At 69.9% G+C, this 25,278-nt stretch carries 20 protein-coding genes and 1 pseudogene; 11 read left to right on the forward strand and 10 right to left on the reverse strand.

Translation table 11 applies throughout. The annotated features are described in order from the left end of the window. Nucleotides 1-67 precede the first annotated feature (67 nt). From ACQ859_RS22405 to orn, 3 genes are all read right to left on the reverse strand, one after another. Entirely contained in the window at nt 68-2,443 is a 2,376-nt protein-coding gene (locus ACQ859_RS22405; protein WP_431262825.1) for a hypothetical protein, read from the reverse strand. Further along, nucleotides 2,385-4,394 carry a chorismate-binding protein gene (locus tag ACQ859_RS22410; RefSeq protein ID WP_431262826.1) on the reverse strand — a complete coding sequence of 670 codons (2,010 nt, stop codon included), beginning with the start codon at nt 4,392-4,394 and terminating at the stop codon, nt 2,385-2,387. The genes ACQ859_RS22405 and ACQ859_RS22410 overlap by 59 nt, the downstream gene beginning before the upstream one ends. 85 nt (nt 4,395-4,479) lie before the next feature. Beyond that, nucleotides 4,480-5,082: an oligoribonuclease gene (gene orn, locus ACQ859_RS22415; protein ID WP_431262827.1), complete on the reverse strand. Its 603-nt coding sequence runs from the start codon at nt 5,080-5,082 to the stop codon at nt 4,480-4,482. Nucleotides 5,083-5,143: 61 nt separating this feature from the next. On the opposite strand from orn, the gene ACQ859_RS22420 reads away from it, so the two are divergent. Further along, nucleotides 5,144-6,511 (forward strand): M48 family metallopeptidase, encoded by a 1,368-nt coding sequence (locus ACQ859_RS22420; protein ID WP_431262828.1) that lies wholly within the window; start codon nt 5,144-5,146, stop codon nt 6,509-6,511. Next, nucleotides 6,508-7,413, forward strand: a complete 906-nt coding sequence (gene rsgA / locus ACQ859_RS22425; protein ID WP_431262829.1) for a ribosome small subunit-dependent GTPase A — start codon at nt 6,508-6,510, stop codon at nt 7,411-7,413. Before ACQ859_RS22420 ends, rsgA begins: the two co-directional genes overlap by 4 nt. Before the next feature lie 253 nt (nt 7,414-7,666). Here the strand turns inward: rsgA and ACQ859_RS22430 are convergent, their stop codons facing one another. The 5 genes from ACQ859_RS22430 to ACQ859_RS22450 all read right to left on the reverse strand — a co-directional run bounded on the left by ACQ859_RS22430 (nt 7,667) and on the right by ACQ859_RS22450 (nt 12,248). Continuing rightward, nucleotides 7,667-7,975 (reverse strand): hypothetical protein, encoded by a 309-nt coding sequence (locus tag ACQ859_RS22430; protein ID WP_431262830.1) that lies wholly within the window; start codon nt 7,973-7,975, stop codon nt 7,667-7,669. A gap of 60 nt (nt 7,976-8,035) precedes the next feature. Then, a complete protein-coding gene (locus tag ACQ859_RS22435) occupies nt 8,036-8,866 on the reverse strand; it encodes an SDR family oxidoreductase (RefSeq protein WP_431262831.1) in 831 nt (276 codons plus the stop codon). A gap of 151 nt (nt 8,867-9,017) precedes the next feature. Beyond that, nucleotides 9,018-9,293, reverse strand: a complete 276-nt coding sequence (locus ACQ859_RS22440) for a hypothetical protein (protein ID WP_431262832.1) — start codon at nt 9,291-9,293, stop codon at nt 9,018-9,020. Nucleotides 9,294-9,496: 203 nt separating this feature from the next. Further along, complete coding sequence (locus ACQ859_RS22445; protein WP_431262833.1) at nt 9,497-11,560, reverse strand: M3 family metallopeptidase; 2,064 nt, start codon at nt 11,558-11,560, stop codon at nt 9,497-9,499. A gap of 19 nt (nt 11,561-11,579) precedes the next feature. Next, the gene (locus ACQ859_RS22450; RefSeq protein WP_431262834.1) at nt 11,580-12,248 is read right to left on the reverse strand and encodes a hypothetical protein; all 669 of its coding nucleotides are present in this window, start codon (nt 12,246-12,248) and stop codon (nt 11,580-11,582) included. Between the two features lie 208 nt (nt 12,249-12,456). On the opposite strand from ACQ859_RS22450, the gene ACQ859_RS22455 reads away from it, so the two are divergent. Genes ACQ859_RS22455 through ACQ859_RS22465 form a run of 3 tightly spaced genes read left to right on the forward strand, consistent with a single transcriptional unit; the run spans nt 12,457 to nt 16,056 of the window. Beyond that, the gene (locus tag ACQ859_RS22455; RefSeq protein WP_431262835.1) at nt 12,457-13,017 is read left to right on the forward strand and encodes a YaeQ family protein; all 561 of its coding nucleotides are present in this window, start codon (nt 12,457-12,459) and stop codon (nt 13,015-13,017) included. A 55-nt stretch (nt 13,018-13,072) separates the two neighbouring features. Next, nucleotides 13,073-15,211 carry a prolyl oligopeptidase family serine peptidase gene (locus tag ACQ859_RS22460; protein ID WP_431262836.1) on the forward strand — a complete coding sequence of 713 codons (2,139 nt, stop codon included), beginning with the start codon at nt 13,073-13,075 and terminating at the stop codon, nt 15,209-15,211. Beyond that, nucleotides 15,208-16,056, forward strand: a complete 849-nt coding sequence (locus ACQ859_RS22465) for a DUF924 family protein (protein ID WP_431262837.1) — start codon at nt 15,208-15,210, stop codon at nt 16,054-16,056. Before ACQ859_RS22460 ends, ACQ859_RS22465 begins: the two co-directional genes overlap by 4 nt. A gap of 168 nt (nt 16,057-16,224) precedes the next feature. Here ACQ859_RS22465 and ACQ859_RS22470 read toward each other — a convergent pair whose 3' ends face one another. Next, on the reverse strand, nt 16,225-17,898 hold the full coding sequence (locus ACQ859_RS22470) for a long-chain fatty acid--CoA ligase (RefSeq protein ID WP_431262838.1): 1,674 nt from the start codon (nt 17,896-17,898) through the stop codon (nt 16,225-16,227). Nucleotides 17,899-18,193: 295 nt separating this feature from the next. Between ACQ859_RS22470 and ACQ859_RS22475 the strand changes: the two genes are divergently transcribed. The 5 genes from ACQ859_RS22475 (at nt 18,194) to ACQ859_RS22495 (ending at nt 23,579) form a co-directional block, all read left to right on the forward strand. Then, a complete protein-coding gene (locus ACQ859_RS22475) occupies nt 18,194-18,727 on the forward strand; it encodes a hypothetical protein (RefSeq protein WP_431262839.1) in 534 nt (177 codons plus the stop codon). 2 nt (nt 18,728-18,729) lie between these two features. Next, nucleotides 18,730-20,685: an ATP-binding protein gene (locus ACQ859_RS22480; RefSeq protein ID WP_431262840.1), complete on the forward strand. Its 1,956-nt coding sequence runs from the start codon at nt 18,730-18,732 to the stop codon at nt 20,683-20,685. 138 nt (nt 20,686-20,823) lie between these two features. Beyond that, nucleotides 20,824-22,281 (forward strand): AAA family ATPase, encoded by a 1,458-nt coding sequence (locus ACQ859_RS22485; RefSeq protein WP_431262841.1) that lies wholly within the window; start codon nt 20,824-20,826, stop codon nt 22,279-22,281. Further along, a complete protein-coding gene (locus tag ACQ859_RS22490) occupies nt 22,278-23,117 on the forward strand; it encodes a hypothetical protein (protein WP_431262842.1) in 840 nt (279 codons plus the stop codon). The genes ACQ859_RS22485 and ACQ859_RS22490 overlap by 4 nt, the downstream gene beginning before the upstream one ends. Nucleotides 23,118-23,246: 129 nt before the next feature. After that, nucleotides 23,247-23,579 (forward strand): hypothetical protein, encoded by a 333-nt coding sequence (locus ACQ859_RS22495; protein ID WP_431256422.1) that lies wholly within the window; start codon nt 23,247-23,249, stop codon nt 23,577-23,579. On the opposite strand, the pseudogene murB reads toward ACQ859_RS22495, so the two are convergent. Next, nucleotides 23,580-24,605, reverse strand: a pseudogene (murB, locus tag ACQ859_RS22500) (UDP-N-acetylmuramate dehydrogenase); the annotation flags it as partial. A 136-nt stretch (nt 24,606-24,741) separates the two neighbouring features. Between murB and ACQ859_RS22505 the strand changes: the two are divergent. Next, nucleotides 24,742-25,236, forward strand: coding sequence for a YajQ family cyclic di-GMP-binding protein (locus ACQ859_RS22505; protein ID WP_297528740.1), 495 nt, complete (start codon nt 24,742-24,744; stop codon nt 25,234-25,236). Nucleotides 25,237-25,278: the final 42 nt, after the last annotated feature.

Raw genomic sequence — 25,278 nt, forward strand, 5'->3', positions numbered from 1 at the left:
CCTAGCACATCGTTGCGGGCAGCCCTCCCGTTCCGGGGGGCCGGGGCCAGAACCCCGGCGCGGGACGTCAGAGCCCTTCCAGCAGCTTCGGCAGGACGGCCATCAGCGCGTCGAGCTGATGCCCCTCCAGCCAGGCGGGCGCGGCGTCCAGCCAGTCGGGGAAGGCCAGGCCGTCACGCTGCGCGCGCAGCACGGCGGCATCCAGGGAGTCTTCGATCAGCAACAAGGCTGACGGCACGCCGCAGGCGTCGTCACCGCACGCCACCTCCACGCGGTGCGACAGCACGGCGGGCTGCCACGGCAGATCGGCATGGACGATCGCGACGCGGTCGCCAGCGAGCGCGCCCTCCTCCAGACTGCCGAGCGCGTCGTCGCTGGCCAGCAGCACGCCGGCTTCAGCGCCGCGCCAGGCCGAGAGCGCCGCGTCGCGCGCCTCGGTCGTATCGCCGGCACGCAGCCGCTGCGGCGGCAGGCGGCGCAACTGGGGCGACATCGACAGGCTGTCGAGCAGCGTCTCCGAACGAGCGCAGATCAGCAGGCGCGCGGCAGCCGGAACGGCCGCGACCTGGATCCATTCGCGGCGCAATGCGAGCACCGCCTCCGCCTTGGCAGCCAGCGCCTGGCGCGAGGCCGGCGGCAGCAGCGTGAGCGCCTCCAGCAACTGCTGCTGCTCGGCACTCGACAGGAAACGCAGCGCGGTCCAGCGCTCGACCAGGTGGCGGAGCTGCTTCAGCGGCGCGGCCGGCAGGCTGGCGCCAGTCGATCCCGCGCCATCCAGCCACATCGGCGACAGCAGCGCAGCGGGCAGACGATCCTCCAGCTCGCGCTTGCGGCGCGACAGCAGCACGGGCTCCAGCGCGTCACGCTTGACCTTCTTGCCGGCGTCGTCCGGCAGCACCCGCAGGTCGGACAACGGGCCCCGGCGCATGTCGTCGAGCCAGTCGACCCAGTCGCCCAGGCGCGCGTCCGCGAGCGGCTCCTGGTGCGCGATCAGCAGCAACTGGGCGGCCGGCAGCGCACGCAGTGCGGCCAGGCGATCCGCGTCCATCAATTCGATGCCATCGACGATCAGCAGCGCGGCCTGGGGCTTCGCGGGCGGCGTGGCGGCCACGGCCACCGACTTCGCGTCGTCGCCCAGCCAGCGCGTCAGGTCGCGCTGCCAGGCCGCGTGCGCGGACTCCGGCGCGATGACCACGGCGGGCTTCACGCCGAAGAGCGTCGCCCACAGCTGGATCGCGGCGATCGCCGCGCCCCGCTGGCCCAGCCCGAGGTCGTCGGAGATCAGCGCGCGGCCGGCGCAGACGGCAAACAACGCGGACTCCCAGGCGTGGATGGGCAGTTCGTCGCGCAGCAGCGCGCGCATCGCGGCACCGTCCGCCATCAGCGTCTCCAGGCGCTGGACGCGCGCCTGCGCATCGCGCCCGCAGGCCAGTTGCGGCCACACCGGCGCATCGACGCGCAGCACGACGCCCAGCGCGCGGGCGTCGCTCAGCACCTGCTGCAGCCAGGCGTGGCCGCCCTCGGCGCGGCGGCGCTGTTGATCATCCAGTCCCGCCTGCTCACGCAAGTGCCGGGGCACCTCGCGACCGCAGACCCATTGCAGTTCGCGCTCGTCGCCCGGCACCAGCCAGACCTCCGCCTCGCGCGCCGGCCAGCCGGCGTCGAGCGCCGCCTGCTGACCTTCATCGAACAGCGACAGCAGCTGGCTGCCGTGCTCGCACGCGCCCTGCTCCCGATAACCCGCGCAGTCGCAGCGCCAGGTGTTGCGGCCCAGCAGGCGAAGGTGGAAGGTGCCGCCGGTCTCGCCATCGCGCAGCTCGTAATCGCCGAACACGCCGTCGTCCTCGCGCGCGCCGAGCGTGAAGCGCGGCGGCTCCGGCGGCGCTTCCTCCACGACCGGCTCGGGCCTGGGCTTGCGCCGCCCCTTGCGGGCAGGGGCCGACTCGGCGATGGCGTCGTCGCCGACCGTCACGACCTCGGTCGCAGACGCGGCAATCTCAGCGAGGACGGGGGCCTCTTCGGCCACGACGGTCTCCTCGACCGTCGCGGCCTTGGGCGCGGCACCGCGCTTGCGTGCCGGCCGCTTCGATGCCGGCGCCGGCGCATCGACTTCGGCCACCGCTTCGGTCGCAGGCACCACAGCAACGATCGGCGCTTCAGGCGCTTCAGGCGCTTCGATTTCGTCTGGCACCTCGACAATTTGGGCTGCCGGCGCCTTTGCGCGGGCGGTCCGCTTGCGTGCGGGCTTCGGTGCCACATCCGTTTGGACGGGTGCAGCATCGGCCACCGCATCGGGTGCGGCATCCGGTGCGATATCGACCACGGTATCGGCCGCGGGTTCGATCACCGCGTCCACGGCATCGGCCGCGGCCGACACGGCCGCCTCATCGACCGCTCGGGTCTTGCGCGCCGCCGGGCGGCGTCGTTGGGAAGTCGTCGTCATGGGAGTCCTCGTGCCGCAGCTGCACTTCACGCCAGCCGCGGACACCGTTGAAGATGGCGAGCGCATGCGCCCGCCGCAGATCGTCCAGGGTCAGCCGCGCCTCGCGCAGCCGGCCCTGTTCCAGCAGTTCCTCGCGCAGCGTGCCGGGCAGCAGGCCGGCTTCGGCGCGCGGCGTCAGCCACGGCCCGTCCGGCGCCCGTTGCAGCGCGAGGTTGGTCAGGCAGCCTTCGGTGAGCTCGCCGTCCCGGTTGAACAGCAGCACGTCGAAACAGTCCGCCGGCTTGGCATCCAGGAAAGCCTGGTACACCTCGCGCCGCGTCGTCTTGTGCTGGATGAATTCCGCCGACGGTCCCCGCGTATCGATCGGGGTCCGCGCCAATGCCACCATCAGCGGTTCGGGCGTCGGCGATGCGGGCAAGGCCTGCACCGCATGATTGAAAGTGCCGTCGCGCAGGAGCGTCAGTCGGACCCGCCACGCGCCGCGCGGATGACGCCGCGCGATGTCGACGAGGCAGGTCTTCGCCGCGTCCGCCGACCACGCCAGGCCGAATTGCCGCGCCGTGCGCTGCATCCGCGCGAGGTGCCGGCCGACGCGGGCGAACTCGCCGTCCTCGAGCCGCATCGTCTCCAGCGCCTCGATGGGCGCCTGGGCCCGCGTCAGGAACCGCGCCTTCGCGCGCCACTCGTCGATCTCGTCGCCCGGACGGGAGTCCAGCGTGATGCCGCTGCCGACGCCGCAGCGCAGCGCGCGCCCTGCCCGATCAACCGTCCGATCCACCGTTCGCTCGACGGTCCGTTCGACGGTCTGCTCCACGGTCCGGATCGGTACGTTGAAGGTCACCGCCCCGCCCGGCTGCAGCAGCCCGAGTGCCCCGCAGTACCAGCCGCGCGGACCGGGCTCGAGCTCGTCGATGATCTCCATCGCGCGCTTCTTCGGCGCGCCGGTGATGGAGCCGCAGGGAAACAGCGCGGTCATGATGTCGTCCAGCGCGAGGCCCGCGCGCGTGACCGCGCCTATCGTCGACGTCATCTGCCAGACCGTCGGCAGCGCGTGCAGCTCGAAGAGCCTGGGCACGCGCACCGAGCCCGGCACCGCGACGCGCGACAGGTCGTTGCGCAGCAGGTCCACGATCATGAGGTTCTCGGCGCGCTCCTTGGCGCTGGTGCGCAGGTAGGCTTGCGCGGCCTCGTCACCAGCGCGGTCGCGGCCGCGCGGCGCGGTGCCCTTCATCGGTTGCGCCGACAGCAGCCAGGTATGGCTGGCCTGCGGCGTCTCGGGCAGCGGGCGCCAGTCGAAGAACAGTTCCGGCGAGACGCTGGCCACGGCGCCGCGGTCGTCGCCGCCATCGCCCTCGTTGCTGTCGCCGTTGTCCCCGCGTCGATGCCCGGTCCGCAGGAACATCGAGAACCCGCCCGGCTGCGACGCGTGCAGCGCGAAGAAGTGGGCGACCTCGTCGAAGCCGGCCAGCGCCTCGGCGCTCAGCCGGGTCGTGAGGTTGACCTGATAGCAATCGCCGTCGCGGATGTACGCGCGGATGCGCTCGACCTGTGCCTGCTCGTCGGGCTCGGTCTGCGTGTCGGCCCACGCCGTCATCGGATGCGCGCAGGCCGCGCCCTGCGCGGCGAGGTCCTCCGGCCAGGCTTCGGGAGCCTCATTCCAGACGTGGAACTCCGCCAGCGGCGCCTCGCCCGCCGGGCGCGTGCGCAGCACCGCATCGAGCGCGCCCGCCGCCTCGTATCGCAGGCCGCCCAGCACCCACGCGCCCGAGCGCGCCGCCGCATGCGCCAGGCGCAGCACGGCGCGCAGGCGGTCGGGATCGCGCGCGATCAGGCGCTCCGCCGGCGGGGCGAAGAAGGCGCCACGCAGGCGTTCTCCGTCCTCGCGCGCCAGCGGATGGCGCGGGAAATCGAAAACCGCCCACAGGTCCTGCGGGCGGCGCGGGGTGTCCATCGGTGTCTCAGTCGCGCGGGGGCGCGTTCCTCGTCAACAGCGGGAGGGGGCGACGGTCGGGGCGGCGGAGGGCCGGAAGCCAGACTCAGTCCAGCTTCAGGAAATGCTCGCGGTAATGCAGCAGTTCGTCGATGGATTCGTGGATGTCGGCCATCGCGGTGTGCTTCTGGGCCTTCTTGAAGCCTTCCATCGCGGCAGGCTTCCAGCGGCGCGCCAGCTCCTTGAGCGTCGACACGTCCAGGTTGCGGTAGTGGAAGAAGTCTTCCAGCTTGGGCATGTAGTTGGCCAGGAAGCGGCGGTCCTGGCAGATCGAGTTGCCGCACATCGGCGACTTGCCCGCCGGGATGTAGGCCTTCAGGAAATCGATGACTTGCTGTTCGGCATCGGCCTCACTGATGGTCGAGGCCTTGACGCGGTCGATCAGGCCGCTCTTGCCGTGCGTGCCCTTGTTCCAGGCATCCATGCCGTCGAGCATCGCGTCGGACTGGTGGACCGCGAAGACCGGGCCTTCGACGCGCACCGTCAGCTGGGCGTCGGTGACGACGACGGCGATCTCGATGATGCGGTCCTTGTCCGGATACAGGCCGGTCATCTCGAGGTCGATCCAGATCAGGTTCTGGTCGTTCAGCGGCAGCACGGGATTGGCGCCGGCGCCAGCGGCGGAGGCGGCGGTGGTGTCGGTGGTCATGGGGTTGTCCTTCAGGTTGGGCGCGATTGTCGCCGAGTCGGGGCCCTCTACACTCTCGTCCATGCAGATCTCTCCCGCGGCGCTCGCCGCCGCTCCGGCGCCTTCGGCGCTGAGCCATTCCCCGCTGGTGCTGACCGCGGCCTTCGTCGCCGCCGTCATGCTGTCCTTCCTGGTCAAGCTGTGGCTGTCCTCGCGCCAGATGCGGCATGTGGCGCGGCATCGCGGCGCGGTGCCGACCGCCTTCGTCGGCACGGTGCCGCTGTCGGCGCACCAGAAGGCAGCGGACTACACCGTCGCCCGCGGCCGCTTCGGCACGCTGCACCTGGCCTGGGACACCGCGCTGCTGATCGGCTGGACGCTGCTGGGCGGGCTGGACCTGCTCAACCAGTGGGCGTTGTCGTGGCGTCCGGTGCTCGGCGACATGGGCTACCAGCTCGGGCTGCTGACCGCGTTCTCGGTGCTGTCCGGCGTGCTGGACCTGCCCTGGTCGATCTACAACATCTTCCGGCTCGAGGAGCGCTTCGGCTTCAACCGGACGACGCTGAAGCTGTTCATCGTCGACGGCGTCAAGGGGATGGCGGTCGGCGCGCTGCTGGGCCTGCCGATCGCGGCGCTGATCCTGTGGCTGATGGCCCAGGCCGGCGGCCTCTGGTGGCTGTGGGCCTGGGGCGCGTGGATGGGCTTCACCCTGCTGATGCTGGTGATCTATCCCACCGTCATCGCCCCGCTGTTCAACAAGTTCAAGCCGCTGGAGGACACCGTGCTGCGCGAGCGCGTCCAGACGCTGATGCAGCGTTGCGGCTTCGCGGCCAAGGGCCTGTTCGTGATGGACGGCAGCCGGCGCTCGGCGCACGGCAACGCCTACTTCACCGGCCTGGGCGCGGCCAAGCGCGTGGTCTTCTTCGACACGCTGCTGGAACGCCTGGATCCGCCCGAGGTCGAGGCCGTGCTCGCGCACGAGCTGGGTCACTTCAAGCGCCGCCATGTGCTGCAGCGCATGGTGCTGATGTTCGCGCTCAGCCTGGCGGGCTTCGCGCTGCTGGGCTGGCTCAGCGCGCAGGCGGGCTTCTACCTCGGCCTGGGCGTGCGTCCCAGCCTGGACGCCCCCAACGACGCGCTGGCCCTGCTGCTGATCATGCTGGCGCTGCCGCCGCTCACCTTCTTCCTGACGCCGCTGACCTCGCTGTGGTCGCGCCGGCACGAGTTCGAGGCCGACGCCTACGCCTGCGCGCAGGCCAGCGGCGACGACCTGTCCAGCGCGCTGTTGAAGCTGCATGAGGACAACGCCGGCACGCTGACGCCGGACCCGGTGTACGCGCGCTTCTACTATTCGCATCCGCCGGCCAGCGAGCGGCTGGCGGCGATCGCGTCGCTGGTGACGGCGTCGCCCGCGCGGGCGGTGCCTCCGACCGCGGGACACGCGGCATGAGCAAGGACATCCAGACCGGTCTGGTGGTGCGGGGACACGGCCGCCACTACGTCATCGAGGACAGCGACGGCCAGCGCATCCACTGCCTGACCCGCGGCAAGAAGAGCGATTGCGTCGTCGGCGACCGCGTGCGCTGGCTGCGCAGCAGCGATCACGAGGGCGTGATCGAGAAGGTCGAGCCGCGCCGCAACCTGCTGTTCCGCCAGGACGAGTGGAAGACCAAGAGCTTCGCCGCCAACCTGGACCGGCTGCTGATCCTGGTGGCGGTGGATCCACAGTTCTCGGAGTCGCAGCTCACGCGCGCGCTGATCGCGGCGCGCAGCGCCGGCATCACCGCCGACATCGTGCTGAACAAGACCGACCTGCCCGGCGCGGACGCGGCGCGCGAGCGCCTCGCGCCGTACAAGGCGATGGGCCAGAACGTGCTGGAGCTGAGCTTCAAGGGCCGTCCGGACGAAGCGAGCGACACGCTGCGCCCGATGCTGCATGGACAGGCCACGCTGGTGCTGGGCCCCAGCGGCACCGGCAAGAGCACCCTGATCAACCTGCTGGTGCCGGATGCGAAGGCGCAGGTGGGCGAGATCTCGGTGGCCTTGAACTCAGGGCGCCACACCACGACCACGACGCAGTGGTACTGGATGGACGCGGAGCGCCAGGATGCGTTGATCGACTCGCCGGGCTTCCAGGAATTCGGCCTGCGGCAGATCGCCGCGCCGGAACTGGCGAGCTACATGCCCGATTTCCAGCCGTATCTGGGCGAGTGCCGCTTCCACAACTGCAGCCACCGGCACGAGCCCGGCTGCGCGGTGCTGGTCGCCGTCGAGGCGGGCAAGATCAGCCCGTCGCGCTACCGCATCTACGACGAGCTCTGGGACGAGCTCAGCGCCCCGCCGAAGTACTGAGCGGTGCGACGGCCACTGGCCCTCACCCCTGCCCTCTCCCGCACGCGGGAGAGGGAGCAATGTCTACCGTTGCATTCGTTTGACACGGTTGCGCTCCCGCAAGCGGGAGAGGGAGAGGGAGAGGGAGAGGGAGAGGGAGTGAGCGTATTGCCGGCCTTCCCGCAAGTCGAAAAACGAGCGAGAACACCGCTCGGTCGGTCGCCCTCGCCCGCTTGCGGGAGAGGGAGGGGTGAGGGCCAGCGGCCTCACGCAGTCAGCGTTCCAGGCGCGGATCGGCGTTGGGGACTTCGCGCACCTCAGCGTCGATCACTTCACCTTGCGGCACACGGCTGCCGTTCATGCCGTTCATCCCGCCAGGCCGGAACGCCTGCGAGCGGAACTCCGCCGCGCGGCGGAAGGTGGCCGTGTGCAGCGTCGGCTTGCGGCCGCGGATCAAACTCCACAGCAGCACGACGCCGAAGATCACCAGCCCAGCCGCCAGCACGACCAGGAACAGCACGATGGAGGCCACCGCCAGCACCAGGCGGGCAGCGATCGAGAGAAGCGTGGAGAGAGCGTTCATCGGTCCTTCAGATCGGGGCGATCGCGCGGTTTCAAGGGCACGGGCGATCAACCCCGGGGTTCAGCCTCGTCCAATGTAGGGCATCTTGGTCGCCATGACCGTCAGGAAAGGCACGTTGGCCGACAGCGGCAATTCCGCCATGTAGAGCAGCGCGCTGGCGGCGTGCGCCACGTCCATCCGGGGTTCGACCATCGTGCCGCCGTGCGCCTGCGGTACGCCGTGCACGAAGCGTTCGGTCAGGTCGGTCTCGGCGTTGCCGATGTCGAGCTGGCCGGCGGCGATGTCGTGCTTGCGGCCGTCCAGCGCCAGCGTCTTGGTCAGGCCGGTGATGGCGTGCTTGGTCGAGGTGTAGGCGATCGAACCGGGCCGCGGCGCATGCGCCGAGATCGAGCCGTTGTTGACGATGCGCCCGCCGCGCGGCGTCTGCCGCTTCATCAGTCCGAACGCCGCGCGGGCGCACAGGAAGCTGCCGGTCAGGTTGATGTCCACGACGGCGCGCCAGGTCTCGATGCTGAGCTCGTCGATGTCCGACGCGGGCGCGCCGCGACCGGCGTTGTTGAAGAGGAAATCGAGCCGGCCCCAGCGGCGCTCGATCGCGTCGAAGGCGGCGGCGACCTGCGCCTCGTCGGCGACGTCGGTGGGCAGCACCAGCGCGCGTTCGGGCGCGAAGGCGGCCGTCTCACGCAGCATCTCGTCCCGGCGGCCGAGCAGCGCGACCTGCCAGCCGGCCTGCATCAGCGCCTGCGCGGCGGCGCGGCCGATGCCGGAGCCGGCACCGGTCACGGCGGCGAACCGGAGCTTGGAGGGCGTCGCCGCCGCGAGCGGGACGACCTCGGGCGAGGGGGTCACGTCGGCAGCGACGGGATCGAGGGCGGCGTGGGCAGAGTCCATCCCCCCATCATAGGGAGCACGGTGGAAATCGGCTGACGCGAGGCTGAAGCGGTGGCGCGCTCTGCGCCCGCCGCCGCCAAGCCTTGCTGCATCAGACCTTGGAGCGGGGCCGGCCAGGACAACCGGATGCCGGAGAGGGCGTCGTGCTCGCTCATCGCGCGGCCACCTGTTCGCCGTCCAGCGGACGATCCGCGCGGCGGGCGGAGACGACGACGGTCGGCAGCGTCTGCACATCGCCGGCGGCGCGCAACGCCGCCAGCGTCTGGGTCGACTTGCCGTTGATGACCACCGTGGGCAGGCGCTGCGGCGCTTCGGCCCGGCTGGGCAGCGCCAGCAGCAGGCCGGCGGCGATGCCGGTCGCGACACCGATCAGCGCGGCGACGCGCTTGACGTTCGTGAATCGGTCGTAGCAGCGAATGGTGTTCATCTCGTTCTCCGGGGGCCGCGGGTTGTTCTTGCGGCACGGGACGGATGATTCCAAGGGTTAACCCCGAACGGAAGCCGGCTGCGACCAACCCGTGCCAGCCGGCGATGAACTGCGGCTGGACGCGATGAATGACATCCCTCGACAGGGTTTACCCCAAGAACTAGGGGCCTTGCGGGGCCCCTCGTCGGACGGAGCGACGACGTTCAGGCGGGGATGAGCCCTCGCCCCTTCAGCATCGGCACCACGCTCGCATCGCGGCCGCGGAAGGCCCGGTAGGTCGCGCCCGGCTCCCGGCTGTTGCCGACCGACAGGATGTTGGCCAGCAGCGATTGCGCCGTCTTCGCATCGAACGGATCGCCGGCTTCGACGAAGGCCTCGAAGGCGTCGCAGTCGAGCACCTCCGCCCACAGGTAGACGTAGTAGCCCGACGCGTAATAGCTGCCCGAGAACAGATGCTGGAAATGCGTCAGCCGGTGGTTCAACCCGATCGCCGGCGGCAGGCCCAGGCGCTCCAGCGTCTCGCGTTCGAACGCGACCGGATCCGGCACGTCGGCCTGCTCCTGCGCGTGCAGTGCCAGGTCCACCAGCGCCGACGCGCAGTAGCGCACCGTCTCGTAGCCCTGGTTGAAGGTCGCGGCCGCCTTGAGGCGGTCGAGCAGCGCATCGGGCAGCGGCTCGCCGGTCTTGTAGTGACGCGCGTGCCGCTTGAGCACGGCCGGCTCGGCCATCCAGTGCTCCATCAGCTGTGACGGCAGTTCGACGAAGTCGCGCAGCACCTGGGTGCCGGACAGGCGCTCGAACTCGACGTCCGAGAGCAGCCCGTGCAGGCCATGGCCGAACTCGTGGAACAGCGTGCGCACGTCGTCGAAGGACAGCAGCGTGGGTTCACCCGGCGCGCCCTTCGCGAAGTTGTTGTTGTTCAGGATGATCGGCAGCGCGTCGATGCCGTTGCGCGCCTGCCAGCGCAGCGCGTTCATCCAGGCGCCGCTGCGCTTGGTCGGACGCGCGAAGTTGTCCTGGACGAAGATCCCGCGCAGCGAGCCGTCCGGGCGCTGCACCTCGTAGACCTTCACGTCCGGGTGGTAGCCGGCGACCTGCGGCTGCGCGACGAAACGCAGACCGTAGAGGCGCGAGGCGCAGTCGAACATCGCCTGCACCATCGCCTCCAGCGGGAAGTAGGGCTTGACCTCGGCCTCGTCGAGCTGGAAGCGCTGCTGGCGGACCTTCTCCGCGTACCAGCGCCAGTCCCAGGCCTCGATCGTCAGGTCGTGGCCGAGCTGGGTGCGCACCTCGTCGAGCATCGCGCGCTCACGCGCGGCTGCGGTCTTGGCCGGCTCCCAGACCTGGTCCAGCAGGCCCTGCACCGCCGACTGGCGACCGGCCATCGTGTCGGCCAGCGCGTAGTCGGCGAAGCTGCGATGGCCGTGCAGCGCAGCCTGCTCATGACGCAAGGCGAGGAGCTCGCGCACCAGGTCGCGGTTGTCGGTCTCGCCGGCGATCTCGCCGCGGCCGACCCATGCCCGCCACGCCTGCTCGCGCAGGTCGCGGCGTTCGCTGAAGGTCAGGAAGGGCACGATCAGCGAGCGCGACAGCGTCACGACGTGCACGCCCTCCTCCGCCTGTCCCCGGTCCAGCGCGGCCTGGCGCGCGGCGGCGCGGACGAAGTCCGGCAGGCCGGCCAGTTCCGCCTCGCCACGCAGCACGAGCTGGTAGCTGCTTTCGTCCGCGAGCACGTTCTGCGCGAAGCGGGTGTTGAGCTCGGCCTGACGCTCCATGTTGGCGGCGTAGCGCGCGCGGGCCTCGCCCTGCAGCCGGGCGCCGGCGCGGACGAAGTCCAGGTGCACGCGCTCGAGCAGCCGCAGCGACTCGGGCGGCAGGCCCAGCGACGCTCGCTGCTCATGCAGCCGCTCGACGCGCTCGAACAGCGCAGCGTTCAGGTAGATCGCGTTGGTGTGCGCCGCCAGCGGCGCGGCCATGCGGCGCTGCACGGCCTGCAGCTCGGGCGAGCTGGCCGAGGCGCTCAGCGTGGAGAACAGATGCTCCAGCGCCGTCAGCGCGCGGCCGGCGCGATCGAGCGCGGCCAGCGTGTTGTCGAAGTCCGGCGCGGCCGGATTCGCGGTGATCGCATCGAGCTCGGCGCGATGCGCGGCGAGCGCGGCGTCGAAGGCGGGTTCGACGTGTTCGGCGCGGATCGCGTCGAACGGGGGCAGCCCGTAGGCGCCGGTCCAGGCGGACAGCAGCGGGTTGGACAGCTTCTGGGTGCTCATCGGGTCTGCCCCTTCCTCGTCACTTCTTGTTCTGTTCCTTCTTGATCGCGATCTCGTCGGCCTCGTCGTACGAGCGGCTGGCGCACTTGAACTTCCAGTCGTTGCGCTTGTCGTTCAGGTCCTCGACGGCCTCGTTGAAGTCGTCGGCCACCTTCTGGTGCGCGTCCACGCGGACGTTGAAGGCCTTGTTGACCTCGACGCGGTCGTTGCGCGCCTTGTTGAAGGCGTCGATCTTCGGTTGCAGGGCATTGGCGCGGGCCTGGTATTCCTCCTGCTTGGCCTTGAGCTCGGCCTTCTCCATCTTGGAGGCGCCGGCTTCGATCTCGGCGCCGAAGGCCTTCACGCCGTCGATCTCGGCCTTCAGGGCCGTGCCCTGTGCCTGCATGTCGGCCTCGAACTTGTCGGATTCCGCCTTGGACGCCTTCAGGTCATCGCGCTCCTTCAGGACCACGGCCTTCTGCTTGTCGAGCTCGGCGGCGGTCTCTTCGTTCTTCTGGTTGGCGGCCATGCAGGTGCGCAGCTCGTCGCGCGTCATCAGCTTGCCCTTGCCGCCCTTGGTGACGGGGGCGGCGGCGGGCGTCGACGTGGCAGGCTTGGCGGCGGGCTTGGCCGGCGCGCTGGTCTGGGCGGAGGCCAGACCGCAGGCCAGCAGTGCCGCGACGGCGAGGGAGGTGCGAAGAGTGTTCATGTCGTCTCTCAAGTCATTGCGCCGGATGGGCGCTGTCTCGTCGGTACGGACCGTCCGGCTCGCGACCGGTCCGCTCTGCGGGTCGGCATGATGCCACGACCCGGATAATGCGCCGCTTCAGATCGTTTCCGGTCCGCGTGCAGCCCGCACGGCGGGCCGTCCACCCCCGACCACCCCGAACACGACGCCCTCCAGGCGGCACCCCACCATGGCGCTCAAGGCCACCATCCACAAAGCCCAGCTGCAACTCTCCGACATGGACCGCCATGTCTACGGCGAGCACTCCCTGACCGTCGCCCGCCATCCGTCGGAGACCGACGAGCGGATGATGCTGCGCATCCTGGCCTACGCGCTGAACGTGCCCGCCGACGACCTGCACGGCAAGCTGGAATTCAGCAAGGGCCTGTCCGACGTCGACGAGCCGCCGCTGTGGCAGCTCGACCTGACCGGCCAGGTGGTCCACTGGATCGAGCTGGGCCAGCCCGATGAACGCCGCCTGCGCCAGGCGCACGGCAGAGCGGACCGCGTCACCGTCATCGGGTACGCGTCCAGCACGCCGGTCTGGTGGGCCGGCATCCAGAACAAGCTGCAGCGCACGCCCAAGCTGGCGGTGTGGCAGATCCCGGCGGAACAGGCCCAGGCGCTGGCCGCGCTGGCCGAACGCGGCATGCAGTGGCAGGTCAGCATCCAGGACGGGACGGCGTACGTCAGCACCGACAAGGGCGCGGTGGAGATCACGCCGCAGTTGCTGAAGGACCGCGAGGAGTAACTCCTGGGTTAAGGTAGGGGCGGGTTTGCCCGCCCTTGAGAATCAGGAGACCGCAGTGCCTCAATCCGTGCCTTCCGCGACCACCGACTCGACCGCCGCCGAAGACGATCCGTTCCTGTGGCTCGAGGCGCTCGAGGGCGACGAGGGCGAACGCGCGCTGCAGTGGGTGCGCGAGCGCAACGAGGGCACCCTCGCCGTCTTGAAGGCCGAACCCGAGTTCGAGCCGGTGCGCGAGGAACTGCTGCAGATCCTCAACGCCCGCGACCGCATCCCGCATGTCGCGCGGCGCGGCGACTGGTTCTACAACCTCTGGCAGGACGAGACCCATCCGCGCGGGCTGTGGCGGCGCTGCACGCTGGAGGAATACCAGCTCGCCGAGCCGCCCTGGCGCCTGGTGCTGGACCTGGACGCGCTGGGCCGCGACGAGGGCCGCAGCTGGGTCTTCCACGGCGCGACCTCGCTGGCGCCGGAGTACCGGCGCTGCCTGGTGTCGCTGTCCGACGGCGGCGCCGACGCGCACGAGCTGCGCGAATTCGACCTGCAGACCCTGCGATTCATCGCCCCGGCCGACGGCGGCTTCTTCGTGCCCGAGGCCAAGAGCGACGTCGAGTGGCTGGACGCCGACACGCTGCTGGTCGGCAGCGACTTCGGGCCGGACTCGCTCACCGAATCGGGCTATCCGCGGCAGGTCCGCCGCTGGGCGCGCGGCACGCCGCTGGACGCGGCGCCGGTGATCTTCGAAGGCGAGAAGGCCGACGTCTCCGTCTCTGCCTCGGTGGACCGCACGCCGGGCTTCGAGCGCGTCGTGTTCAGCCGCGCGCTGGACTTCTACAACGAGTCGCGCTTCCTCTGGAAGGACGGCGCCTTCGTCCCCATCGACCTGCCCAGCGACATGAGCGTCCACCTGGAAGGGCCGTGGATGCTGCTGCGTCCGCGCACCGACTGGGCCATCCCGCACGGACCGACCTATCCGTCGGGCTCGCTGCTGCTGATGGAGGAGGCCGCCTTCTGGAAGAACGAGCGCCACGACAAGCACATCCGGGTGATGTTCTCGCCGACGGCGGGACGCTCGCTCGAGGACTACACGCTGACGCGCCACCATCTGCTGATCAACGTCAGCGAGCACGTCGCGAGCCGGCTCGAGGAATGGGACCTGTCGCACCGGCCGCCGACGCTGCGCCAGGTCAAGGCGCCCTTCCCCGGCACGCTGAGCGTGCAGAGCCTGCATGACCCGGAACTGCCCGAGGACACGCTCGGCGACCGCTACCTGCTGCACTACTGCGATTTCCTGACCCCGGACGTCGTGTGCCTGGCGCAGGCCGGCGTCGACACGCGCGAGACGCTGAAGCAGCGCGGCGCGCAGTTCGATGCCCATGGCATGACGGTCGAGCAGCGCTTCGCCACCAGCGCCGACGGCGAGACCGTGCCCTACTTCGTCATCGGCAGACGCGGCCGCGACGCGCAGGCCCAGCGCGAAACGCCCACGCTGCTCTACGGCTACGGCGGCTTCGAGGTCTCCCTGCAGCCGTGGTACTCCGGCGGCAACGGCCGCGCGTGGCTGGCACGCGGCGGACAGCTGGTCGTCGCCAACATCCGCGGCGGCGGCGAATACGGCCCGCGCTGGCACCAGGCGGCGACGCTCGAGCACAAGCAGCGCAGCTTCGACGACTTCATCGCCGTGGCCGAGGATCTGATCGCCCACGGCCTGACCCGGCCTGGACGGCTGGGGATCATGGGGGGCAGCAACGGCGGGCTGCTGGTCGGCGCCTGCATGGTGCAGCGGCCGGAGCTCTTCGGCGCGGTCGTGTGCCAGGTGCCGCTGCTGGACATGAAGCGGTATCACCTGCTGCTGGCGGGCGCCTCGTGGATGGCCGAGTACGGCGATCCGGACGAGCCCGACGACTGGGCGCACATCGCCGCGTACAGCCCATACCAGCAGCTCAAGGCCGGCGTCACGTATCCGAGGGCGCTCTTCGCCACCTCGACGCGCGACGACCGCGTGCATCCCGGCCACGCGAGGAAAATGGCGGCTCGCATGCTTGCGTTGGGGCAGGCCTGCTTCTATTACGAAAACATCGAGGGCGGCCACGGCGGCGCTGCGGACAACCAGCAGCGGGCGCTGTTGCAAGCCCTCGAGTTCGCCTACTTGTGGCGACAGCTCGGCAGGGAGGCCTCTCGTGGAGACGCATCTTGAATTTCGTCATCCAGCATCATCCTGACGCCCGATGCTTCCTTGCGCAGCCGCAACCCGGACTGCAATGCCGGCTCGACTATGAACGGCACGGCGAACAGCTGATCATCACGCACACCGGTGTGCCGGCGCAGTTGACGGGGCAAGGCCTCGCCGCCGCGCTGGTGGAGGCCGCCGCACGTTGGCTGGCGGAGTTCCCGCTGCAGCTGGTGCCCGGCTGCAGCTACGTGCGGCACTGGCTGCTGCGTCATCCGCGCTGGCAGCGGCTGCTGACGCCGGCGCCGGCGCAGCGCGTGCTCAACGAATGGTTCGGCCTGCCCGGCGGCGCGCAGGACGGCCAGGTGCAGATGAAGTGGTTCAAGAAGGACGCCGCCTTCGACGCGGCACTGCGCGAGCGCTTCGGGCCGGTCATCGACCAGGCCCTGCAGGGCGGACTGCGCGAGTGGGATTCCACGGCCTGGGGCGCGCTGGCGCGGATCCTGGTGCTGGACCAGTTCACACGCAACGTGCACCGCGACACGCCGGCGTCCTTCGCCGGCGACGCGCTCGCCCTGGAGGCGTCGCTGGCGTTGTTGCCGCGCGCGCAGGACCTCGGCGTGCTGGAGCGCTGGTTCGTCGCGATGCCGCTGGAGCACGCCGAGGACCTGGCGATGCAGGACCGCAGCGTGGCGACCTTCGAGGCGCTGGCTGCCGAAGATCCGCGATTGAAGGATGCGCTCGACTACGCGCACAAGCATCGCGACGTCATCGAGCGTTTTGGGCGTTTCCCCCACCGCAACGAAATTCTTGGCCGCGACAGCACGCCAGAGGAGTTGGCGTTCCTGAAGCAGCCCGGTTCGCGGTTCTGACTGCCCTCGGGCAGGGCCGGGGCAGGCGACGAAGTCGTGCCGTCAAGACTGACCAGGCGCGTTCTGTCTGACCGAAGCGAGCCGAAGGCGAGCGAAGGGAGTTGAGCGCCCGAGGCACGACGGGAGTCGCCTGCCCCGGCCCTGCCCGAGGGTGGTCGGCGAAGTGCTCTACGTCGTTTCCTTCTCCTGCAGCAACCGCCACATGACCTTGCCCGACCCCGACTTGGGCAGCGCGTCGACGAACTCCACGATGCGCGGCGCCTTGTAGGCCGCCATGTGTTCATGGGCCCAGTCGATGATGTCCTTGTCGGTGGTCTGGCCCCTGGCCTCGGCGCGCAGCACGACGACCGCCTTCACTGTCTCGCCGCGGTACGCGTCCTTGACCGCGATGATGCAGGCCTCCTGCACGGCCGGGTGGCGGTACAGCAGCATCTCCACCTCCGACGGCCAGACCTTGTAGCCGCTCGCGTTGATCATCCGCTTGAGCCGGTCGGTGATGAAGAAGTAGCCTTCCTCGTCCATGCGACCGAGGTCCCCGGTGCGGAAGAAGCGCTTGCCGTCGAGCTCGACGAAGGCCGCGTCGGTCGCCTCCGGCTGCCGCCAGTAGCCCTGGAACACCATCGGGCCGTGGGTGATGATCTCGCCCACCTCGCCGACCGGCATTTCCTCCAGCGTGGTCGGATCCACGACGCGTGAATCGACGCCGAAGATCGGGATGCCCAGGCACTGCAGCTTCGCGCGCTCGGGCGGATTGCCGTGGCTGGGCGCGGCGGTCTCGGTCAGGCCGTAGCCTTCGGCGAAGGTCAGGCCGAACTCGGCCTGCAGCCGCTCCGCCACCGCCTTGGGCATGGCCGCGCCGCCGCCGCTCAGGTAGCGCAGGCTGCGCAGGTCGAAGGACTTGTAGTTCGGGCTTGCGAAGAGGTCGATGATCATCGTCGGGATGCAGGTCCAGTGCGTGACCTGGTAGCGCGAGATGAGGCGTCCGCAGAGCTCGCGGTCCCAGCGCGGCATGATCACCAGCGTCATGCCGATGAACACCGGACCCAGCACGCCGTAGAGCGTGCCGGTGATGTGGAACATCGGCACCACCGCCAGCCCGACCGATTCCGCGCTCGCGTAGCCCCACTGGCAACCGCCGCAGCTGTTGGACATCAGGGTCGCGTTCGTGTGCACGCAGCCCTTGGGCAGCCCGGTGGTCCCGGACGTGTAGGGCAGCATCGCCAGGTCGTCCGGTCCCGCCGTGTGCGGCCCCGGCACCAGACCGGCGCCGATCGCCTCGCGCCAGTCGGTCGCCCCCGGTGGCAGCTCGTGCACGGCGGTCAGCCAATGGCGCATCGCCTCGGGGGCATCGCAGGCCGGATCGGGACCGGCGGGCGGCAGCATCTGCCAGTACTGCGTCACCAGCACCGCGCGCGGGCGCTGCGACGCGGGCAGCTTCTCCGCCGCCCTCGCGACGATGCCGGAGAGCTCGCCGCTGCAGATCACGACCTTGGTCTCGGGATCGGTCAGGTAATGGCCGAACTCGTCCTCCCGGTTCATCGGATTGACGGGCACCACGACCGCGTCGGCGCGGTTGATCGCATAGAACGCGATCAGGTACTGCGGGCAGTTCTGCAGGAACAGCGCGACGCGGTCCCCCTTGCCCACGCCCTGCGCACGCAGCCAGCCGGCGAGCGCCTCGGCCTGGCGGCGCATCTCGCGGAAGCTGAGCGTCGCGCCGAGGAACTGCGTCGCGGCCTTGTCCGGATACCGGTTCGCGGCGACCTCCAGGTTGAACCACAGCGAGGTCCGCGGAATCGCCAGCCGCCGAGGCAGCCGGGCCGGCCAATGGCTGTACTGCACATCGGCGTTCTCGGGACGGGGGTGACCACGCGCGTCATCGATCTGTCTCCTGTCTTTGTTTGGACCGATCTTCAATCGGCCTCACGCCCCCTCTTGTCACCGCAGCGACAGCCACATCCCGCGACACGGCGGCGGCCGTGGTGTGGCGTAAAGCAGACTGGTCCCCGTCATAGGGGTGGTCCCGAGGATGCTCCCCCTGGGTGCCACGCGTAGCATGCGGGCTTTCACCAATGCCCCGTACGGCATCCGCTCCCGATCCGGCTGCGTCGATGTGCGGCGGGGCCGTGCTCCGTTCATGCTGATCGCGCGCCGTTCCGCCCTGCTGGGGCTGTTGACCTGTGTCCTGGGCTTCACCGCCGCCTCGACGGCGCGGGCCGTGCCCGCCGAGCAGGCGCTGGACCTGCCCGCCGGCCCGGTCGTCCTGACCGTCGGCGGTGCGTTGCGCAACGCGAACCGCGACGGCCGTGCGGCCTTCGACATGGCCATGCTCGAGAAGCTGCCGCAGGTGAGCTTCAGCACGCAGACCCCCTGGTACCCGGGCCCGCGCAAGTTCACCGGCCCGCTGCTGCGCGACGTGCTCGCCGCCGCCGGCGCGCAGGGTCGCACGATCGAGGCGCGTGCGCTCAACGATTACCGCGTGAACATCCCCGTCGACGACAGCGCGCGTTACGACGTCATCGTCGCGCGGCTGATCGACGACAAGCCGATGGCCGTGCGCGACAAGGGCCCGCTGTTCCTGATCTATCCGTTCGACCGCGCGCCCGAGCTGCGCAACAGCATCTTCTACGGACGCTCGGCGTGGCAGCTCACCCACCTGGAGCTGCGCTGACCATGACGCGCGACGCCGCCCGCGCCGACAGCGCCAAGGTCGACACGAAGGTCAGCGCCAAGCAGCGCCGCTGGCGCATCGCCGTCTCCGCCATGGGTCTGCTGCTGGTGCTGGCGCTGGCGTGCGTCGCCTGGCTGCAGGCGCGCCAGTACGAGGCACTCAACGGCACGCGCCGCTACCAGGACGATTACCTCGTCTGGAGCCTGTTCCAGTTCGAGACCGAGTACCTGAAGCTGCGCCTGTCGCTCGAACAGGCCGCTGGCCCGAGCGTGGCCGTCGATCCCGACCAGGTCGCCCAGCGCTACGAGATCTTCGTCAGCCGCTTGAACCTGGTGGAGAGCGAGCACGCCGCCCTCGTGCTGGCGCACCATCCCGACTACCAGCGCACGCTGGCGCGCACGCAGGACTTCGTGCGCTGGGCCGATGCACTGCCGCTCAACGGCGCGCTGATCCGCGAGCATCCGGAGCGGATCGCCGAGATCATCGACCGGCTCGACCCGCTGGCCGATCCGATCCGCGACCTGTCGCTGACCTCGACCCATCATGTCGCGGAGGACGTGACCCAGCGCAACGAGATCGTGCGCAACCAGAGCCGCATCAGCCTGGGGCTGACGGCGGCGCTGTCAGCCATGGCCCTGCTGTTCGCCGCCGTCATCTATCGCCAGTTCCGCGGCCTGGAGCGCTACGGCGACAAGCAGAAGGCGCTGGCCGCGCGGCTCATCGACGCGCAGCGCGAGGCCGACGCGGCCAACCGCGCCAAGACGGTCTTCCTGGCCAACATGAGCCACGAGCTGCGCACGCCGCTGCAGGGGCTGCTCGGCATGCTGGGCCTGATCCGCGAGGCCCCGCTGACGACCGCGCAGCAGGAACAGCTGAAGGCGGCCAACGACTGCGCGCGCCATCTGCTGGCGGTGCTGGGCGACATCCTGGACGTGACGCGCATGGAGGCCGGCGGGCTGTCGATCGCGCCGGAGCCGCTGCAGCCGGGCGCACTGATGAAGGAACTCGAGGCGCTGAGCCGGCCGCAGGCCGCGGCCAAGGGGCTGTCGCTGCACTTCGGCGTCGACGACGACGTGCCCGGATGGGTGCAGGCCGATCCGACGCGGCTGAGACAGATCCTGCTGAACCTCCTCAGCAATGCGCTGAAGTTCTGCGACCGCGGTCACGTCGGCTGCCAGATGCGGCGCGGCGTCGGCGCGCTGGGCGAGGACCTGCTGATGGTCGAGGTCAGCGACACCGGCCCCGGCATCGACGCGGAGACGCAGGCACGGCTGTTCCAGCGCTTCAGCCAGGGCGACGCCAGCACTTCGCGGCGTCACGGCGGCGCGGGACTGGGGTTGGAGATCTCGCGCCGGTTGGCCCGCGCGATGGGCGGCGACATCCACGTGCAGAGCGCAATCGGCCAGGGCGCGCGCTTCACGCTCGCGCTGCCGCTGCGCCCGGGCGCGGACCTGACGCCGGGACGTCTGGTGCCAGGGCTGCCTGGCCTGTCGGGCATCGCGGACGCCTCGCACGGCCCCCACGCGGCGAACGCTGATGCAGCAGCAGCGCCCGTGACCGGGCTGCGCGTGCTGGTGAGCGAGGACAACCCGACCAACCGCATCGTCATCGAGGCGATGCTGGAGCGGCTCGGCCATGTCCCGACGCTGTGCGAGAACGGCCTGCAGGCGCTGCACGCGCTTCGGCAGCAGCCCTTCGACATCGTGCTGATGGACCTGCACACGCCGCAGATGGACGGTTTCGAGGCGACGCGGCTGATGCGCGAGATGCCGGCGCCGCGCGGACGGCTGCCGATCATCGCGTTCTCGGCGGACGCGTTCGAGGAGTCGCGCCAGAAGGCCGACGCGGCGGGCATCAGCGCCTTCCTCGCCAAGCCGGTCGAGCTGGAGACGCTGCGCGCGTGCCTGCAGGCGCTGGCCCCTCGCCCGCGCGGCCTGAAGCGGCCTGAAGCGAGCTGAAGCGAGCTGAAGCGGCTGAGACCGAGCGTCCTCGATGGCGTCAGACGGGCCGAGGCGGGCTGACGCAGCACGCCTCGGCCTGCCTTCGCCGGGGCACGCGCGGTCTATAGTGCCTCTCCCTCCCGGAGAGTCCTGCCCATGTACCTGTCCCGGATCGCACTCACCAACGTGCGTTCGATGTCGTCGCTGGCGATCGACTTCGGCGCCGGCCCGGACGCGCCGGCCGGCACGAACCGGCGCTGGACCCTGCTGCTCGGCGAGAACGGCTGCGGCAAGAGCACCGTGCTGCGCGCGATCGGCCTGCTGCTGGCAGGCAGCGAGGCCTTGCCGGAACTGCTCGGCGACACGGACACGTGGATCCGCAACGGCATGCGGCAATGCCGGATCGCCGGCACGCTCGTGACCGCGAAGGGCGAACCGCGCGAGATCGCGCTGGAGCTGCATCGCGGCGACGGTCTGCGGGAGATCTTCGAACGCAACGCGCAGACGCTGGAGGCACTGGACGCGGCGATCCGCCATGCCGACCGCAACTACTTCGTGCTGGGCTACGGGGTCTCGCGCCGCCCGCCCGACAGCGGCAAGCGCGCGAGCGGCCCGCTGGACGACTCGGCGCGTTCGTCGCGGGCGCGCGCGCTGGCGTCGATGTTCTCGCCGGACGCGCCGCTGGTGTCCCTGCAGCGCTGGGCCATGGACCTCGACTACCGGCGCGGCGACGCGGCCTTGGCGCCGATCCGCTCGGCGCTCAACCAGTTGATGCGGGGCATGAATTTCTCGCGCATCGACAAGGCGTCCGGCCAGCTGATGTTCAAGACGGTCGATGGCGAAGTGCCGCTGAACCAGTTGTCCGATGGCTACCAGAACATGGCGGCCTGGTGCGGCGACCTGCTCTTCCGGATCACCGAGGCCTTCCCCGATCGCAAGGATCCGCTGGCCACGCGCGGCGTGCTGCTGATCGACGAACTCGACCTGCACCTGCATCCCGTCTGGCGGCGGCAGCTGGTGGACTTCCTGTCGGCGTTGCTGCCGCACTTCCAGTTCATCGCGACGACGCACTCCGCATTGACCGCGCAGCAGAGCGGCGAAGGCGAGCTCTTCGTCATCCGCCGCGACGGTCCGAAGCAGCGGCCGACGCTGGTGCCCTTCATCGGCGAGCCGCGGCTCATGATGCTGCACCAGTTGCTGATGAGTCCGATGTTCGGGCTCGAGTCGATGGACTCGGTCGCGGTGGAAGCCGCGCGCAACACCGCGCGCAAGCTGCACACGAAGACGAAGACGCAAGGCAAGGCGCTGACCTCGCGCGAACGCACGCAGCTGCAGCGCAGTGCCGAGGTCCTGCGCGTCGCGCCCGAGTGGGACGCCGTGCCCGATTACGCGCGGCAGCAGACCGCGCTGCTGAAGGAACTCAAGGCGACGATCGCGAAGCAGGCGGCGAAGTCGGTGGCGAAGCCTGCGCCCACGAAGCCGGCGACCAAGAAGACGTCGGTCGTGAAGGCGCCGGTCGCGAAGAAGACGCCCACAACGAAGGCCGCGCCGACTCCAGCGCTGTCGCCGGAGAAGCTGAGGGCGGCGGTGAAGCGGGTGGAGCGTTCGAAGTGATCCGCCTGCGACGCGGCCGGGACGCCGCGACCCTGGGCGCGTTCACCGGCGCAAAGCTGCAGCAGCGGCTGCTCAAGCTCGAGGGCTACTTCTATGAGGACGGCGGCACGGTCGACTTCAAGCCCAAGGCGCGCCAGATCTGGTCGACCGCCAAGACCGCGTTGAAGCTCGACTCGGCCGGCAAATGCGCGTACTGCGAGGCCGACACGGCCGTCGTCGCGCATGGCGACGTCGAGCATTTCCGTCCCAAGGACCTGTACTGGTGGCTCGCGTACTGCGTCGACAACTACACCTTCAGCTGCCAGGTCTGCAACCAGGTCTACAAGGGCAACGCCTTCCCGGTCACCGGCACGCGCTTGAAGCCGCCGCGCATGCCTGCCACGCCGCCGGCCGACGCGGCGAAGGCGGCGGCGCTCGCGGCGACCTTCTGCCTCGATCCCGCGAGTGCGACGGACGCGTCGCTGAAGCGTTTCTTCGCCGGCGAGCAGCCGCACCTGCCCGATCCCTACCTCGTCGATCCCGAGAAGCTGCTGTCCTGGAACGCGATCGAGGAGACGCACGAAGTCTGGCTCCTCCCGCGTGGACGCTCGGCGAAAGCCAAGGCGGCCGCGAAAGCGGCAGAGGAAGTGCTCGGCCTCAACCGCACGGAGCTGTTGCGCCTGCGTTGGAATCACTACGACCTGCTGCGCACGGTGGCGCTCGCGTTCCAGGAGATGGACCCGGCGTCGCCGAACGCGGCGAAGGTCCTCGCCGGCATCCGCCGCCGCGCCGACGGCGACCAGCCGTTCGCGGCCATGACGCGGCACTTCCTGCGCGCCTGGGGCTTGCTCCCCTGATCCCCCCAAAGGTCAGCCCCCTTCAACCCCTCTTCGGAGGGCGGCGTTCCGACTGGCGGTCAGCGCCGATTCATCCGACAGTGGACGCATTCCTTTCGTCCTATCTGACGCCGCCAAATGAGCAGTCTCATGTCGAATGAGTTCATGGGGCCAGGCGTTGCCGGAGAGCCTCGCATGACGTCGATACATCAGCCATCCCCACCTGTCGAAGCCATTGACCGCGCGTCGGCATCAACCCACGATCGGAGCCTTGCCGTCAGGGTGGCGGTCCTGGAGACCAACGTGCATGGATTGAAGAACGAGTTCAGCGAGTTGAAGAGCGAGTTCCGCGAGTTCCGAAAGGAAATGCGCGCCGAGATCACGGCGATCCGCACCCACGATTTCCGGTTGCTGTTCGGCGCGCTCATCACCGTCGCGCTCAGCCTCGTCGCCGTCATGGCCAAAGGCTTCCACTGGATCTGATCAGACGACCACCGGCTCCGGTTCCAACCGGATGCCGAAGCGGCCGTAGACGCTTTCCTGGATCGCGCGCGCCAGCGTGACGACCTCGGCGCCACGGGCCTCGCCGCGGTTCACCAGCACCAGCGCCTGCTTCTCGTAGACGGCCGCGCCACCGACGCTCTTGCCCTTCCACCCGCAGGCATCGATCAGCCAGCCCGCGGCCAGCTTGAAGCTGCCGTCGGCCATCGGGTAATGCACGATGTGCGGGTCGCGCGCGATGATGTCGCGGCACTGCTCCGCGCTGACCACCGGGTTCTTGAAGAAGCTGCCCGCGTTCCCGATCCGCGCCGGGTCCGGCAGCTTGGCGCGGCGGATCTCGCAGACCCACTCGAACACCTGGCGCGCGTCGGGCGCGGCGATGCCGGTCTCGGCCATCTTGCGCTCCAGGTCCAGGTAGCCCAGTTGCGGCTGCCACGGCTTCGGGCAGCGCAGCCGTACCTTGGTGATCACGCTCTTGCCCGCCAGGCCACCGTACCCGCCCTGCTTGAACACGCTGTCGCGATAGCCGAAGCGGCAGACCTCCGCGGGCAGCGTGACGCGGCGGCCGGTCGTCAGGTCGACGACGTCCACGTTCTCCAGCCGGTCCTTCAGCTCGATGCCGTACGCGCCGATGTTCTGCACCGGCGCCGCCCCGACGGTGCCGGGGATCAGCGCCATGTTCTCCAGCCCGGGCACGCCCTGCGCCAGCGAGAACGCCACCACGTCGTGCCACGGCACGCCGGCGCCGGCCTCCACGATCCAGCAGTCGTCGCGCTCCTCGACGCTCAGGCCCTGGATCTCCATCTTCAGCACGACCGCATCGACGTCCTTCGTCAGGACGAGGTTCGACCCGCCACCCAGGACGAACTTCGGCGCGCGGCCCAGTTCCGGATGGTCGACGACGCGGCGGACATCCAGTTCCTCGCGGATGCGCACCAGCCGGCGCGCCGTCGCGGGCAGGCCGAAGGTGTTGTACGGCTTGAGGTTGACGTCGTGCTCGATCACGACGCCCTCGCGTCGCTCGGTCGAGGGGGGATGGCGGGAGACTGCATGGCTAGAATTCTCGCCCATATCCCCGAAGATCCCTCCGGTGACCGGCGCCCGACAATCGGCCGTCGCCCGCCCCTCTGAAAGAGCCGTACACATGCCCAGCTTTGACACCGTCCTCGAACCCGACATGGTGAAGGTCCGCAACAGCGTGGACGCCAGCGCCAAGGAAATCGCGACCCGCTTCGACTTCAAGGGCACCAGCGCCGCCATCGAATGGAAGGACAAGGAGAAGGAAGTCCACGCCACGGGCGACGCCGAGTTCCAGCTCGAGCAGATCGAGGCCGTGCTCTATTCGAAGCTGACCAAGCAGGGCGTCGTGCTCGGCTTCGTCGACAAGCAGGACAAGATCGAGAAGCTCGGCGGCGACCGCGTCAAGCAGGTCTACAAGATCAAGAACGGCCTGGAAGCGCCCGAGGCCAAGAAGGTCGTCGCCGCGATCAAGGAAAGCAAGCTCAAGGTGCAGGCCCAGATCGAAGGCGACATCGTGCGCATCACCGGCAAGTCGCTGGACGACCTGCAAGGCGCTCAGGCCGCGCTGCGCAAGGCGCTGCCCGACCTGCCGCTGAGCTTCGACAACTACCGCAAGTGATCCTCGGCGCGGACGGGCGTCCCTGCGGCGCCGGTCCACGCC

The organism is Roseateles chitinivorans, assembly GCF_050632235.1.
Classification (GTDB): Bacteria; Pseudomonadota; Gammaproteobacteria; order Burkholderiales; family Burkholderiaceae_C; genus Roseateles; species Roseateles chitinivorans_A.